Genomic DNA, 14,706 nt, shown 5'->3' with positions numbered 1-14,706 from the left:
CAGCAAAGTGCGCAAGCGCTCGGCCTGCGTGCCCGCAAGCAAGGGACGGACACGTTTGGGCCGATGCGACTTCTCCGTCAGGCAAGACAACCCCTCGGCGGCAAAGGCCCGCAGGGTGTTGCGTACGGTTTGCGTGGCGCAGCCGAACAGGGCAGCAATTTCCGTGGCGGTCTTGCCGTCGGCGCTGGCCAGCAGGATCTGGCAGCGCCGCAGCGTGAAGGCTTCCCGGGCACGCAGGCCAACCTGCAGGGCCTGCCGTTCCTCAGTAGTCAAAGGGCGAACGAATAGAGGTGCTTTCATGGGCCATAGCATCGCCCGACACCGCATTTTCAACAACTACATCTATGAAACTGCACTAGGCGCTGGAGCGGTCGATCGGAGACATGGGATGCACCACGGAAAAGGAAAAGGGAGCGGCGGCGCTGCTCCCTTGCTCGGGCTCAGTGGCCTTCGCTGGCGTTGAACATGGTCTTGGCGTAGATCAGGCCCAGGCCGTAGGCGCCGCCGTGCTCGATGGAGGTCTTCACGGTCTGGTCGTAGGTCTCGCCACGGGCCCAGTCGCGCTGCAGTTCCAGCAGGTACTGCAGGGAGGTCATCGGGCGCGCGCCGAGTTGGATCATTCGTTGCAGGGCCATTTCGTGGGCCTCGGTGGAGACGTCGCCGCAGGCGTCGGCGATGACGTAGACCTCGAAGCCCTGGTCGATGGCCGACAGCGCCGGACCGACGATGCAGACGGAGGTCCACAGGCCCGCCAGGGCGATCTTCTGCTTGCCGAACTTGTTCACTTCCACGGCGATGCGCGGGTCTTCCCAAGTGTTCATGCTGGTGCGGTCGATGACCTTGTGCTCGGGGAAGACCGACTTGATCTCGTCGAAGATCGGGCCGGAGAAGCTCTTCTCGGCGACGGTGGTGAGGATGGTGGAGACGCCGAATTCCTTTGCCGCCTTGGACACCAGGGCGGCGTTGTTGCGCAGGGTCACCGCATCGATCGACTTGGTCGCGAAGGACATCTGCGACTGGTGGTCGATCATGATCAGGGTGTGGTCGGTGGGGTTGAGCAGGGTCTTGCCGGGAACGGCCGAGGCGGTCGCCATGGGAGTGTCTCCTTGAGGTGGGGTGCGCAGCGGTTGCGCAAGGAACACCGGCACGGGGCCGGCGGATATGGGCTGACTATGGGGCCGGCGCCTCCCTGTTTATTGGACCTGTGTGCTCGCAGTGGGAGCAGACAATGATGCAAATGTTCGATACGCGACGAAGCGGCGCAGCTACAGTGGCGCCCCTAGAAAACGGGGGCGCGTTGCCACCGGCCCCGCGGGCGTGATGAGTGAAGGTGACAGCAGTGAAGAAGACAGTGGCCATGGTGCTTTACGAGGATGTCCTGGCGCTGGATGTGACGGGGCCGCTGGAGGTGTTTTCCATGGCCAACCGCTACCTGCCGCCGGAGCACCACTATCGGTTGCTCACGGTGGCGGCGGAGCGCGACCGGGTGCGTGCCTCCAGCGGGCTGGCGCTGGAGGCGGACCTGCACATCGACGACTTGCCGGCGGGCGTGGACCTGCTGCTGGTGCCCGGCGGGCCGGGCGCGTACAACGGCGACACCTCGCTGTTGTCCGCCTGGCTGGCGCAGGCGGCGCGCAGCGCGAAACGCTACGGAGCGGTGTGCACCGGGGCCTTCATCCTGGGGGCGGCGGGGCTGCTCGACGGCTACCGTTGCACCACCCACTGGAACTACCTGGAGCGACTGGCGCAGCGCTGCCCCCACACCCAGGTACAGGCCGAGCGCATCTACGTCATCGACCGCAACCTGATCACTTCCGGAGGCGTCACGGCCGGCATCGACATGGCCCTGGCGGTGGTCGCCGAGGATCACGGCAAGGACATCGCCCTGGAAGTCGCCAAGGTGCTGCTGGTGGTGCTCAAGCGCCAGGGCGGGCAGGCGCCGTTCGGTCCGCTGCTGGCGTCGGTGGTGCGCGACGGCTCGGCCATTGCCCGCGCCCAGGCCTACGTGGTGGACCACATCGACGAGCCCCTGACGGTCAATCGCCTCGCCGAGCTGGTGGCCATGAGCCCGCGCAACTTCTCCCGCGCCTTCCAGCGCGAGACCAGGCTGACGCCCATGCAGTACGTACAGAGCGCACGCATCGACCATGCGCGCAGGCTGCTGGAGAGCAGCGACCTGCCGTTGAAGCTGGTGGCCTGCCGCAGCGGCTTCGGCAGCGCTCGGCACATGCGTTCGGTGTTCGGCGAGCGGATCGGTATGACGCCGAGCCAGTATCGCGAGCAGTTCGGCTGCGCCTGAGCGCGAAGGGCGGTTCTGACCGTCCGACGCACCCATCTTGGCCGGATCGTTCCCCCCGGATGAATTGCACTGTCACACGGGCGCGGGAAAATAGCCCGATCCATCATCAGGGGCGCGTCACCTCGGTTCGAACCAGATCGCCTGAAGGCCCAGTAGTGGAGCGATCCGTTTGAACCATGACGTGAGCAGGACATGAGCGCAACCACTGAACCCGGCACCGAGACCATCCTGCAGTTCGGCCGCTTCCAGTTCCATCCCTACCGCCGCCAGCTGTTGCAGGGCGACCGCCCGGTGCGCATCGGCAGCCGGGCGCTGGACATCCTCCACGTGCTGATCCGCCAGCCCGGGGAAATCATCGGCAAGGACGCGATCATCGCCCAGGTCTGGGGCGATACCGTGGTCGAGGAAGTCAACCTGCGCGTGCACATCGCCGCCCTGCGCCGCGCCCTGGGCGAGGGGCGCACCGGCGAGCGCTACATCGCCAACGTGCCCTTGCGCGGCTACGGCTTCGTCGAGGTGGTGGAGACCCTGGTCGCGCCGCGGCAACCCCTGGCGTCCCCCTGTGCGATGCGCACCAGCAACCTGCCGGTCCTGCTGATGGGGCTGATCGGCCGCCAGGTGCTGATCCAGCGCGTGGTGAACCAGCTGCCGCGCACCCGCCTGCTGACCCTGGCCGGGCCTGGCGGCATCGGCAAGACCTCCTTGGCAATCCAGGCCGCCGAGCAGTCGGGCGCGCACTTCCCGCGGATGCGCTTCCTCGACCTGTCGAGCGATCCGGACGGCATCTCCCTCAGCCAGAACCTCGCCGTGCTGCTGCGCGAGCCGGTGGACGAGCCGACCCTGCTGCTCTTGGACAACTGCGAGCACCTTACCGAGCGCTGCGCCGAGGCCGCCGAGCACCTGTTGCGCCTGCACCCGCGGCTGAACATCCTCGCCACCAGCCGCGAACCGCTGCGTGCCGAAGGCGAGCACGTGCTGCGCCTGCCGCCGCTGGAGGTGCCCGAGCGCGACGACGCGCCCCTGGCGCTGGCCATGTGCAGCTCGGCGGTGCAGCTGTTCGTGACGCGCGCGCGGGAGGTCTGCGACCGCTTCGACCTCAAGCCCGACCAGGTGCGAGCCATCATCGCCATCTGCCGGCGCCTGGACGGCATTCCCCTGGCCATCGAAATGGCCGCGCGGCAGGTGGGCATCCTCGGCCTCAGCGGACTGCCAGCGCTGCTGGAGACGCCGCTGCAATTGCTCATGCCGGGGCGGCGCACCGCCCCGGAGCGGCAGCAAAGCCTGCGGGCGACCTACGACTGGAGCTTCGGCCTGCTCAGCGCCGCCGAACAGCGCTGCCTGCGCCTGCTGGCATCCCTGGGGGAAGCCTTCACCCTGGACACGGCGGTGGACTCGCTGCACGGCACCCGGCTTTGTCGTGAATGCATCTTCGCCGCCGTGCGCCAGTTGGCGGACAAGTCGCTGCTGTGGATCGAGCAGGACGAGCGCGGGGTGAGCTACCGGGTGCCGCACACCGTCCGCGCCTACATGCAGCAGGTCAGCCCGCCAGACGCTGCCAGCCCAGCGGCGTGACGCCTTCCAGGCGGGTGAAGATGCGGCAGAAGTGCGCCTGGTCGCAGAACCCGCACTCCAGCCCGATCTCCGCCAGCGGCAACCGTGCCTCGGCCAGCAGCCGCTTGGCCTTCTCCACCCGCTGGCGGCGCAACCAGGCCTGTGGCGTCGCCCCGATGCTGACCTTGAACTTGCGGGTGAAATCGCTGCGCGAGAGCGCGCAGGCCCGGGCGAGGGCGGTCACCTCGATGCCCGCGTCCAGATGCTCCAGCAACAGCGCCAGGGCGCGTTCCAACTGCCAGGACGCGAGGCCCCGGCGGACATGTCTGGCGAGGTCGGCATGGGACACGGCTGGGCACTCCGGCGGACGGTGGGGGACCCAGCATCTGCAAAGGCGCCGGAGGCGGCGAGTTAAAGCGGGTTAAACCTGGTTAATGGCGGTGATGCAGCACATGCGTCCAATGCACTGCCGGTGCGCACCACCATAGTGGTGCGACTCTCATCAGCCGCGAGGCCGCCATGGCCGCCGATTCCATCGATCTGAACAGCGTGGTGACCCTGGTGGTGCACCACAAGGTGCGCCGCCAGGCCCTGGCCAGCTACGAGGCCTGGCTGCGCCGCACCGTGGCGGCCGCGCGCCTGCAGCCCGGCCACCTGGGCGTCAACGTGATCCGTCCGGACAGCGGCGGCGCGATGTTCACCACCGTGGTGCGCTTCGCCCAGGCCGCGCAATTGCAGGCCTGGATCGATTCCGCCGAGCGCGCGGCGCTGGTCCGTGAAGTGTCGCCGTTGCTGGAGGAGGGCGACCATCCGCTGATCCACAACGACGCCGAGTTCTGGTTCACCCCGGCGCGTGGCGGCGTTCGCCCGCCGCCGAAATGGAAGCAGGCGGTGCTCACCTACGCGGTGATCTGCCCGCTGACCATGGTCATCCCGCGCCTATGGGCGCCCGTGTTCGAGCGCTACCCGGCACTGGCCGGGGGGGTGCCGAGCAACCTGCTGGTCACCCTGTGCATCGTGGTGCCGGTGGTGTTCCTGATCATGCCCTGGGTCACCCGCCTGTGCGCGGGCTGGCTCAGCGCCGACTGATTTCCCTCCGCGGCGCCATGCCGGCGCCCCTTCCCACAGCGACCTGCAGCGCAGGCAGAGGAGTTGTCCATGAGCACTTTCGTAACCCGCGATGGCACCGAGATCTACTACAAGGACTGGGGCAGCGGCAAACCCGTGCTGTTCAGCCACGGCTGGCCGCTGGATGGCGACATGTGGGAATACCAGATGGAGTACCTGAGCAGCCGTGGCTACCGCACCATCGCCTTCGACCGTCGTGGCTTCGGCCGTTCCAGCCAGCCGTGGAGCGGCTACGACTACGACACCTTCGCTGATGACATCGCCCGCCTGATCGAGCACCTGGACCTGCGCGACGTGACCCTGGTCGGCTTCTCCATGGGCGGCGGCGACGTCAGCCGCTACATCGGCCGCCATGGCACCCCCCGCGTGGCCGGGCTGGTCCTGCTGGGCGCGGTGACGCCGATCTTCGGTCGCAGCGCCGACTTCCCGCAGGGCGTGGAAACCGCCGTGTTCGACGGCATCAAGGCCAGTCTGCTGAAGGACCGCGCGCAGTTCATCGCCAACTTTGCCGCTCCCTTCTACGGCACCAACCATGGCCAGACCGTCTCCGATGGCGTGCTGACCCAGACTCTGAACATCGCCCTGATGGCATCGCTCAAGGGCACCCTAGACTGCGTCACCGCGTTCTCGGAAACCGACTTCCGCGCGGACCTGGCCAAGGTGGACGTGCCGACCCTGGTAATCCACGGCGACGATGACCAGATCGTGCCCTTCGAAACCACCGGCAAGCTGGCCGCCGAGCAGATCCCGGGCGCCGAGCTCAAGGTGTATGCCGGCGCGCCCCATGGCTTCGCCGTCACCCACGCGCAGCAGCTCAACGAAGACCTGCTGGCCTTCCTGCAGCGCGGAGGAATCCGAGCATGAGCAACGCTGACCTGATCCTGTTCAACGGCAAGCTGCACACCGTCGATTCCGAGCGCCCGCAGGCCACCGCCGTGGCCATCGCCGATGGCAAGTTCCTCGCCGTGGGCAGCGACGCTGAAGTGATGGCCTACCGCGACGGGTCCAGCCGGCTGGTGGACCTCAACCGCCGCACCGTCATCCCCGGCCTCAACGACTCGCACCTGCACCTCATCCGCGGCGGCCTGAACTACAACCTGGAACTGCGCTGGGAGGGCGTGCCGTCGCTGTCCGACGCGCTGGAGATGCTGCGCCTGCAGGCCCAGCGCACACCCTCGCCGCAGTGGGTGCGCGTGGTCGGCGGCTGGAACGAATTCCAGTTCGCCGAGCGCCGCATGCCGACCCTCGAGGAATTGAACAAGGCGGCGCCGGATACCCCGGTGTTCGTCCTGCACCTCTATGACCGCGCGCTGCTCAACCGCGCCGCACTGCGCGTCGTCGGCTACACCAAGGACACGCCGAACCCGCCCGGCGGCGAGATCGTCCGAGACGGCAACGGTGAGCCCACCGGCATGCTGATCGCCCGCCCCAACGCGATGATCCTCTACGCAACCCTGGCCAAGGGACCGAAGCTGCCGCTGGAGTATCAGGTCAACTCCACCCGCCAGTTCATGCGCGAGCTCAACCGCCTGGGTCTGACCAGCGTGATCGACGCCGGCGGCGGCTTCCAGAACTACCCGGACGACTACCAAGTGATCCAGCAACTGGCCGACGCCGACCAGCTCACCGTGCGCATCGCCTACAACCTGTTCACCCAGAAGCCCAAGGAAGAGCTGACCGACTTCAGGAACTGGACCTCCAGCGTGACCTACGGCCAGGGCACCGATTTCCTGCGCCACAACGGCGCCGGCGAGATGCTAGTGTTCTCCGCCGCCGACTTCGAGGACTTCCTCGAACCGCGCCCGGACCTGCCCGGCACCATGGAAGCCGAGCTGGAGCCGGTGGTTCGCCACCTGGTCGAACAGCGCTGGCCGTTCCGCTTGCACGCCACCTATGACGAGTCCATCTCGCGCATGCTTGACGTGTTCGAGAAGGTCGACCGCGATATTCCGTTCAACGGCCTGCCGTGGTTCTTCGACCATGCCGAGACCATCTCGCCGAAGAACATCGAGCGTGTTCGCGCCCTGGGCGGTGGCATCGCCATCCAGGACCGCATGGCCTTCCAGGGCGAGTATTTCGTCGACCGCTATGGCAGCAAGGCCGCCGAAGCCACACCGCCGATCAAGCGCATGCTGGCCGAAGGCGTGCCGGTGGGCGCCGGCACCGACGCCACCCGTGTGTCCAGCTACAACCCCTGGACCTCGCTGTACTGGATGGTCAGCGGCAAGACCGTGGGTGGCCTGAGCCTGTCCCCGGAGGGCCTGTCCCGCGAGGTGGCGATTCAGCTGTTCACCCACGGCAGCGCATGGTTCTCCAGCGAGCAAGGCAAGAAGGGCATGCTCAAGGCCGGCCAGCTGGCCGACTTGGCGGTGCTTTCCGAGGACTTCTTCAGCGTCGAGGAAGATGCGATCAAGACCATCGAGTCGGTGCTCACCGTGGTGGGCGGCAAGATCGTCCATGCCGACCGCGAGTTCGACAAGCTGGCCCCGCCGAGCATCCCGGTGGTCCCGGAGTGGTCGCCGGTGGCCAAGGTGCCGGGCCACTGGCGCCCGCAGGCGCCGCTGCAGAAGGCCGTGCACCAGTGTGTCGGTTCCTGTGGCGTGCATGGCCACGCCCACGAGCGGGCGCGCACCAGGGACGTGCCGGTGAGCGACTTCGCCGGGTTCTGGGGGGCATTCGGCTGTTCCTGCTTCGCGTTCTGACGAGGCGGAATCGCCACCGCGCTACGTGATGGCGCCCTTCACAGGAGCGAGCGAACGGATTCACCGGCTTCTCCGGCGCTGGGACAGTTCGCGAGCCAGCTCGCTCCTAGGGGTCTGCTCACGAAACGGGATAAATCGCACGCTAAGCCTCACGGCCTGATCTCCTACATCGTTCGTGCCGGTTGATGCCGTGGTGCTAGCGGTCACGGGGCGCGCCCTCAACCTGAAGGGAGAGGGGACCTGGTCGGCGCGCGGTGTGCGGCGGGTGTTCGCTTGATGCTGCGGCTATGGGTGGAAGAGAAACCTGTAGGCCGCATGGAAAGCGCCCTCTCCCTTCAGGGAGCGAGCTGGGGAGAGGGCTCTTGTGGCCGGGGCAACGCCAGAGAACCCGAGCCCCTCGATCCCCAGGGCTCGTCCTTGACAACACCTTGAGCCATTTTCCGCTCATAGCCTTTTACCCCCTGAACCGATCAATAACCGCAATAGCAGTGCGTCCCGCTGATGGGATGTGCGAAGACAGAGCGCCGGTGCATGAGCGCTGACAAAGGAGCCTGCAATGAGTGACGAAAAGAAAGCCAGCTGCCCGTTCCACCAGACGGCCGGTGGCGGTACGTCGAATCGTGACTGGTGGCCCAACCAGCTGAGACTGGACCTGCTGCACCAGCACTCTTCCAAGTCCGACCCTATGGGTGAGACGTTCAACTACGCGGAAGAATTCAAATCCCTCGACCTGGAGGCGGTGAAGGCCGACCTGCGCGCGGTGATGACCGACTCCCAGGACTGGTGGCCGGCCGACTTCGGCCACTACGGCCCGCTGTTCATCCGCATGGCCTGGCACGCCGCCGGCACCTACCGCATCGGCGACGGCCGTGGCGGCGCGGGGCGCGGCCAGCAGCGCTTCGCACCGCTCAACAGCTGGCCGGACAACGTCAGCCTGGACAAGGCGCGGCGGCTGATCTGGCCGGTCAAGCAGAAGTACGGGCGGAAAATTTCCTGGGCCGACCTAATCGTCCTCACCGGCAACGTGGCCCTAGAATCCATGGGCTTCAAGACCTTCGGCTTCGCCGGCGGCCGCGAGGACGTGTGGGAACCGGACCTGGACGTCTACTGGGGCAAGGAAACCACCTGGCTGGGCGGCGACAAGCGCTACTCCGGCGACCGCGAGCTGGAGAACCCGCTGGCCGCGGTGCAGATGGGCCTGATTTACGTGAACCCGGAAGGGCCGGACGGCAATCCCGACCCGCTCGCGGCGGCCCGTGACATCCGCGAGACCTTCGCGCGCATGGCCATGGACGACGAGGAAACCGTCGCCCTGATTGCCGGCGGGCACACCTTCGGCAAGACCCATGGCGCCGGGCCGGCCTCCCATGTCGGCGCCGACCCGGAAGCCGCCGGCCTGGAGAACCAGGGCCTGGGCTGGGGCAGCTCGTTCGGCAGCGGCGCCGGCGGCGACGCCATCACCAGCGGCCTGGAAGTGACCTGGACCTCCACCCCGACGCGCTGGAGCAACAACTTCTTCTGGAACCTGTTCGGCTACGAGTGGGAACTGACCAGGAGCCCGGCGGGCGCCCACCAGTGGCAGCCCAAGCATGGCGCGGGCGCCGGCAGCATTCCCGATGCCCACGACAAAGAAAAGCGCCGCGCACCGTCGATGCTGACCACCGACATCTCCCTGCGCGTCGACCCGGCCTACGAGAAGATCTCCCGGCGCTTCTACGAGAACCCGGACCAGTTCGCCGACGCCTTCGCCCGCGCCTGGTTCAAGCTGACCCACCGCGACATGGGGCCGCGCGCCCGCTACCTGGGCCCGGAAGTGCCGGCCGAGGAGCTGATCTGGCAGGACCCGATCCCGGCAGTGAACCACCCGCTGGTGGACGAGCAGGACGTCGCCGCGCTCAAGGCCAGGGTCCTCGCCTCGGGGCTCTCCGTTTCCGAACTGGTTTCCACCGCCTGGGCCTCGGCCTCGATCTTCCGCGGTTCCGACAAGCGCGGCGGCGCCAATGGCGCGCGCATCCGCCTGGCGCCGCAGAAGGACTGGCCGGTGAACCAGCCCGAACAGTTGGCCAGGGTGCTCGGCGTGCTGGAGGAAATCCAGGCCGAGTTCAACGCATCGAGCTCCGGTGGCAAGAAGATCTCCCTGGCCGACCTGATCGTCCTGGCTGGCGGTGCCGGTGTGGAGGAGGCTGCGCGCAAGGGCGGCCACCAGGTCACCGTGCCCTTTGCGCCGGGTCGCATGGACGCCAGCCAGGAGCAGACCGACGTGCACTCGGTGGGCATGCTGGAGCCGGTGGCCGATGCCTTCCGCAACTTCCTCAAGTCGAAGTTCGCCGTGCCCGCCGAGGCGCTGCTGGTCGACAAGGCCCAGCTGCTGACCCTGACCGCGCCGGAGCTGACCGTGCTGATCGGCGGTCTGCGTGTGCTCGGCGCCAACACCGGCGGCTCGCAGAATGGCGTGTTCACCGAAAGGCCCGGCACCCTCAGCAACGATTTCTTCGTCAACCTGCTGGACATGGGCACGGTGTGGAAGCCGACCTCGGCGGAGAACGAGCAGTTCGAGGGCCGGGACCGCAAGACTGGCGAGGCGAAGTGGAGCGCCAGCCGCATCGACCTGTTGCTGGGTTCAAACTCTCAGCTGCGGGCGTTGTTGGAGGTCTATGGTTGCTCGGACGGCGAACACAAGTTCGTCCATGACTTCGTCAAGGCCTGGACCAAGGTGATGAACCTAGATCGCTTCGACCTGCCGCGCTGATCTGCAAGGGAAGAGCAAAGGCCCGCGAACGAGCGATCGTTCGCGGGCCTTGTCGTTCCTGTTCCGAGGAGAACGTTGCCGGCAGTCGCAAGACCTTCATCGGCCGACGGCAGACTGGGCCGCTTAACCGTTACCCATGCAGAAGGGGTTTCGCACATGCGCCGACGCATCATCACTGCCCTGGGCTCTCTCGCGCCGGCCTGTCTGATCACTCTCGCCGACGATTCCCTCGGTCGCGCCCTGAGCGAGGCGGCGGGCATTCCCTGGCCGGCGGTGATCGCCCATCGCGGCGCCTCCCACGATGCCCCCGAGGAGACCGCGCCGGCCTACCTCGCCGCCCGCGAGCTGGGAGCAGATTACCTGGAGGCCGACCTGCAGCGCACCAGGGACGGCGTGCTGGTCGCCCTGCACGACGACACCCTGGAGCGCACCACCGACGTGGCCAAGGTCTTCCCCGGCCGGGAGAAGGAGCCGGTGAGCCGCTTCACCCTGGTCGAGCATCAAACGCCTGGATGCCGGCAGCTGGTTCAACGCGGCCTATCCCGAACGCGCCCGGTCGAAGTTCGCCAGCGTGCGGATACTGACCCTAGACGAGCTGATCGACATCGCCGAAGGTGGCAGCGAAACCCCCGGCCTCTACCTGGAAACGGGGGTTGGGGAGCAACGGAACCAAAAACCAACGTAAGGCTGAATTAGAGTTCATCGCTGCCGAAAACATGGGCAGTTATCCATACTTTGTTTTGGCGAACGGCTTTTCCGCACTCTTTTCATTCATTTGATTGCCCTGTCGTAAGGGGTCTGTAAGAGTCCGACAAAACGATGATTTTCCCGAAAACCCTAGACACAGCAAGGGTTTGCAAGGTAGGCGCAGGGCTTAAATGCAGTTTCGGTTCCGTTGCTCCCCAAACTCCTTGTTCTACCCCAATCAGGAAGGGTCCGAGATGGCCGTCTGAGAGGCCGGCAGCACGAACTGCCGGGATGCGGTGAGGCCCATTCGGCTGTAGGTGAGTGGCCCTTGGAAACAAGGCACGAAATACAACTCGCTCATTAGGGTCTGTTGACGTTTTGGCGTGAGCCGCGTTGCCGCGTCAAATGCCGCCAGGCAAGGCGCGGGGCGCCGGCAATGGTCATTCCCTTGCCAAGACCCGCAACGCCGCATGGCGGCATTTGCCGCGCAACCTGAAGGGACGGGGCCCGTCGCGGCCTACGCCAAAACGTCAACAGACCCTAACAACCAGCCAAACCCTTATGGGTTGAGACGTGCCCCTTCAATCCTCCGCCAGGCGAAAAGCCTCTGCCATGCGATCCTGCTCTCGAGCAGGAAGCCTAAGACCATTAGCAATTGTTCTCCATTGGCTGACGATGCCCTGGAAATCTTCAATGGTCTCGTCGGCCTCTTTCAGGCTCAGTCGGAAATACTCGGCAACCTCGCGTGCCAAGTCGAGATCCAGGGCGTTATCCGCTTCAGTGATGTTGAGCTTTAGGCCGTCGGCGATAGGGACGGGGTTCATATCGTAGGCTTCGGAGAGCCGCCATCCGGCGCCTGGGACCAAGATGAATCCGTGATTACGCAAGTGATCGTCTGTGTTCGAGACGAGAATGTTGAAGACAATCCTCGACCATAGTTCGCGCAGGTCAGCGTTGGTCTGGGAGCCATACTTTATGAGCACCTCGGCCAGTTCCAGGTAACTGGCACCTGTGGAGGCATCATCGCTGTCAACGTGTCCGGTCATGGTCATCGCCGAGGCAAAGTGAAGGCGCCGGCCGTTCTCTGTACGATCAAACCGACGGACCATGAAGCAGTGATAGTCGCTGGCGAATTTCCGGGCTTCAGCGACAGCCACGTTCAGGCCGCAGCCGACGGCCAGGGCATTCACGACCATCTCCCAGCCACCCACATCGTAGTCGTCGCGAGTGCTCGGAAACTTAGCGATGTATAAGCGCCCCTTGTCGTCCGCGACGCTTGCCTTGGGTCTGGCACCACCAAGCGAGCCGCCAGGGGCAATGAGCATCCTCAGCCAGTCTTGGCCCTGCAAGGCCGTGTTATCAGGGTCTTTCTCCAGAGCTCGGCTTGCACGCTCCAATTCATCAATTCTGGCGAACGGAGGAGCGGCCACACCAATCCGGTCATCAAGAAACTCGCCCGCATCATCGAGTTTGTAGCGAAAGGCGCCAACACGGTAGAGATCGTGTACGCCCAAGAGGTAGTCCGATTCGTAGAGCCGTGTGCCTTTGGGCTGGATGCCGGCACGAATGTCCCGCTCGAGCCGACGCTCCATGAGCGAGCGGCCCCATCGATCTGGGCTCGAGTCCGCGAAGGCGCCAAACTTGTCCTGGGGCGGGATGGGAAACTGAGGCCCTTCAAATAGGCCGATCCCGGGATCAAATTGCAGTTGGCCAAGGTCAGGATCAATCAGGGCCGCAGGATCATATTGGAATTCAAACAACTCGCTCGCGCGGGTCTTGCGACTGTGCAAGAACCCAAGTCTTTTAGGCTCCGACAGGCCGTCCCAGTCTGCATACACGCCGATTATCGTCATTGCTTGTCGTGCTCTCCGCGCTTTTTCTTCACGGGCTTCAGAAGAGAAGCAAGATCCACCGCTGTCGTTCCGAGTGATTTAGTGGATGCTTGGTCTGTGGTGACCATAGGGCCTCGGTCCCGGTTTGGCTCACTGCCTTTCACGGCGGTGGTTCTTTTTATCGTCACTGGCGAGTCTTGTTTGCCTGCGGCGTCAAGACGCTGGCCTTGACCGACTGAACTCGGCTGGGTAGGCCGGGCGGTGCCTCGCTTCACCAGGCGTGAGTCCTGCAACTGACGGCCGAGGTCATCCGATGCCCCCAGTTTTGCCAGATCCTTCTCGAGGCCCAGGATCTGCATAACGGACAGATAAGCACCCATCGTCACTCCCGAGCCGCCGGCCTCAAGGGAGCGGAGTGTCATCGGCGACATCCCCGCCCGTTCCGCGACCTGCTTGGCAGTCAACTTTCGGCGCAGGCGCGCGAGCTTCAGCCGCTCACCGAATTCGATAAGCAGCTGGTTGGTGTACGGTAAGAGAGGCGCAGTCTTCTTCGCCATGACACTAATATTCCTGCGATTTTGACCAATATTAGCCAGAATATTAGCATTCATAAACCGGTTGCTCGACCTCCTGTGGAGGGGAGAAGCGACGCTCGGTTGCTCCTGTATGCCAATATTGCAGCGACTAAGAGGAAAAAACGCTAAAATATTAGCATGTAGCTTCTAGGAGCTGTTGACGTTTCGAGCCAGAGGCGTTGATGAAGAAGAGCAAACCCGCAGAATTCAGGGCCCAGCCAGATAACCTCGCGAGTTTGCAATGCCCCGATTGATGCTCACTGACGAACTCTGGTCGAAGCTGGAAAACGTTCTGCTTCAGCAAGCCATTTACCACAAGCCGGATCTGCGCATGACGGTCGAGGGGATGCTCTACCGGATGCGCGCTGGCTGTCCCTGGAGAGACCTGCCCAGCGCCTTCGGGCGTTGGAGCTCGGTCTACAAGCGCTTCAATGCGTGGTCGGCGGCCGGCAAGTGGCTCAAGGTTTTTCAGGCGCTGATCGAGGAGCCCGATCTCGAGTGGGCCTTCATCGATGGCACCTACGTGAAGGCCCATCAGCACAGTAGCTGTAACGACCTGCAAACGAAAACGGTCCGACCTGCAATCAAGGCGATTTTCGACCGGGATTAACAGCGACTGACCAAACCGGCCAACCAGCATTAACTGCGAATGAACCTGCATTGATCCGCGCCGACCTGCATTCCATCGGCGCCGGCTCACGCTTTCTGCGAATGAGCGGCCTTCGCTTGGGTCGCCCATCAAACCAAGGTTTACTGGACGCTGGCCTCGCGTCTGGCGGAAACCGAGTAAGCCTGACGCCCCGCGTCCACAAACTAAGCGTGTGTTTCAACGTCCAGATACAGCTAGTGCAGTTTCATGGGTGTAGTTGTGGAAATTATGGCATCAGGCGATGCTATGCCCCATGAAAGCACCTCTATTCGTTCGCCCTTTGACTACCGAGGAACGGCAGGCCCTGCAGGCTGGCCTGCGTGCCCGGGAAGCCTTCACGCTGCGGCGCTGCCAGATCCTGCTGGCCAGCGCCGACGGCAAGACCGCCACGGAAATCGCCGCCCTGTTCGGCTGCGCCACGCAAACCGTACGCAACACCCTGCGGGCCTTTGCCGCCGAGGGACTGGCCTGCCTGAGCGAGAAGTCGCATCGCCCCAAACGTGTCCGTCCCTTGCTCGCGGGCACGCAGGTCGA

At 65.0% G+C, this 14,706-nt stretch carries 13 protein-coding genes and 1 pseudogene; 9 read left to right on the top strand and 5 right to left on the bottom strand.

Annotation, left to right across the window (positions count from 1 at the left end; all coding sequences use genetic code 11):
• Together BMY22_RS20615 and BMY22_RS20610 are read right to left on the bottom strand one after the other, a co-directional pair.
• The coding region (locus BMY22_RS20615) for a helix-turn-helix domain-containing protein (protein WP_143068493.1) at nucleotides 1-300 on the bottom strand (300 nt) is incomplete at its 3' end.
• Between the two features lie 140 nt (nucleotides 301-440).
• Nucleotides 441-1,094, bottom strand: a complete 654-nt coding sequence (locus tag BMY22_RS20610; protein WP_040107307.1) for a hydrolase — start codon at nucleotides 1,092-1,094, stop codon at nucleotides 441-443.
• Nucleotides 1,095-1,357: 263 nt separating this feature from the next.
• Here BMY22_RS20610 and BMY22_RS20605 point away from each other — a divergent pair, with 263 nt between their 5' ends.
• Nucleotides 1,358-2,299: a GlxA family transcriptional regulator gene (locus BMY22_RS20605; protein WP_040107487.1), complete on the top strand. Its 942-nt coding sequence runs from the start codon at nucleotides 1,358-1,360 to the stop codon at nucleotides 2,297-2,299.
• A 192-nt stretch (nucleotides 2,300-2,491) separates the two neighbouring features.
• On the top strand, nucleotides 2,492-3,871 hold the full coding sequence (locus BMY22_RS20600; RefSeq protein ID WP_090625098.1) for an ATP-binding protein: 1,380 nt from the start codon (nucleotides 2,492-2,494) through the stop codon (nucleotides 3,869-3,871).
• On the opposite strand, the gene BMY22_RS20595 is transcribed toward BMY22_RS20600, so the two are convergent.
• Nucleotides 3,837-4,199 carry a helix-turn-helix domain-containing protein gene (locus BMY22_RS20595; RefSeq protein WP_090625096.1) on the bottom strand — a complete coding sequence of 121 codons (363 nt, stop codon included), beginning with the start codon at nucleotides 4,197-4,199 and terminating at the stop codon, nucleotides 3,837-3,839. The genes BMY22_RS20600 and BMY22_RS20595 overlap by 35 nt on opposite strands.
• 170 nt (nucleotides 4,200-4,369) lie before the next feature.
• Between BMY22_RS20595 and BMY22_RS20590 the strand changes: the two genes are divergently transcribed.
• The 5 genes and pseudogenes from BMY22_RS20590 to BMY22_RS20570 form a co-directional block, all read left to right on the top strand.
• On the top strand, nucleotides 4,370-4,939 hold the full coding sequence (locus tag BMY22_RS20590) for a putative antibiotic biosynthesis monooxygenase (protein WP_090625095.1): 570 nt from the start codon (nucleotides 4,370-4,372) through the stop codon (nucleotides 4,937-4,939).
• A 69-nt stretch (nucleotides 4,940-5,008) separates the two neighbouring features.
• On the top strand, nucleotides 5,009-5,842 hold the full coding sequence (locus BMY22_RS20585) for an alpha/beta fold hydrolase (RefSeq protein WP_040107309.1): 834 nt from the start codon (nucleotides 5,009-5,011) through the stop codon (nucleotides 5,840-5,842).
• On the top strand, nucleotides 5,839-7,680 hold the full coding sequence (locus BMY22_RS20580) for an amidohydrolase (protein ID WP_090625093.1): 1,842 nt from the start codon (nucleotides 5,839-5,841) through the stop codon (nucleotides 7,678-7,680). The genes BMY22_RS20585 and BMY22_RS20580 overlap by 4 nt, the downstream gene beginning before the upstream one ends.
• Nucleotides 7,681-8,236: 556 nt before the next feature.
• The gene (gene katG, locus BMY22_RS20575; protein WP_090625092.1) at nucleotides 8,237-10,429 is read left to right on the top strand and encodes a catalase/peroxidase HPI; all 2,193 of its coding nucleotides are present in this window, start codon (nucleotides 8,237-8,239) and stop codon (nucleotides 10,427-10,429) included.
• Between the two features lie 156 nt (nucleotides 10,430-10,585).
• Nucleotides 10,586-11,084 (top strand): annotated as a pseudogene (locus tag BMY22_RS20570) (glycerophosphodiester phosphodiesterase family protein); the annotation flags it as partial.
• 613 nt (nucleotides 11,085-11,697) lie between these two features.
• Here the strand turns inward: BMY22_RS20570 and BMY22_RS20565 are convergent.
• Together BMY22_RS20565 and BMY22_RS20560 are read right to left on the bottom strand one after the other, a co-directional pair.
• A complete protein-coding gene (locus BMY22_RS20565) occupies nucleotides 11,698-12,969 on the bottom strand; it encodes a type II toxin-antitoxin system HipA family toxin (RefSeq protein WP_090625090.1) in 1,272 nt (423 codons plus the stop codon).
• Nucleotides 12,966-13,505 (bottom strand): helix-turn-helix domain-containing protein, encoded by a 540-nt coding sequence (locus BMY22_RS20560; protein ID WP_090625089.1) that lies wholly within the window; start codon nucleotides 13,503-13,505, stop codon nucleotides 12,966-12,968. Before BMY22_RS20560 ends, BMY22_RS20565 begins: the two co-directional genes overlap by 4 nt.
• 259 nt (nucleotides 13,506-13,764) lie before the next feature.
• On the opposite strand from BMY22_RS20560, the gene BMY22_RS20555 reads away from it, so the two are divergent.
• Nucleotides 13,765-14,133 carry an IS5 family transposase gene (locus BMY22_RS20555; protein ID WP_279626384.1) on the top strand — a complete coding sequence of 123 codons (369 nt, stop codon included), beginning with the start codon at nucleotides 13,765-13,767 and terminating at the stop codon, nucleotides 14,131-14,133.
• Nucleotides 14,134-14,425: 292 nt separating this feature from the next.
• Nucleotides 14,426-14,706: helix-turn-helix domain-containing protein (locus BMY22_RS20550; RefSeq protein ID WP_143068574.1), on the top strand; the 281-nt coding region annotated here is incomplete at its 3' end.

Source organism: Azotobacter beijerinckii, from assembly GCF_900110885.1.
GTDB classification, from domain to species: domain Bacteria; phylum Pseudomonadota; class Gammaproteobacteria; order Pseudomonadales; family Pseudomonadaceae; genus Azotobacter; species Azotobacter beijerinckii.
The sequence above is the reverse complement of the archived record's forward strand: the minus strand, read 5'-3'. Positions and strand labels throughout refer to the sequence as shown.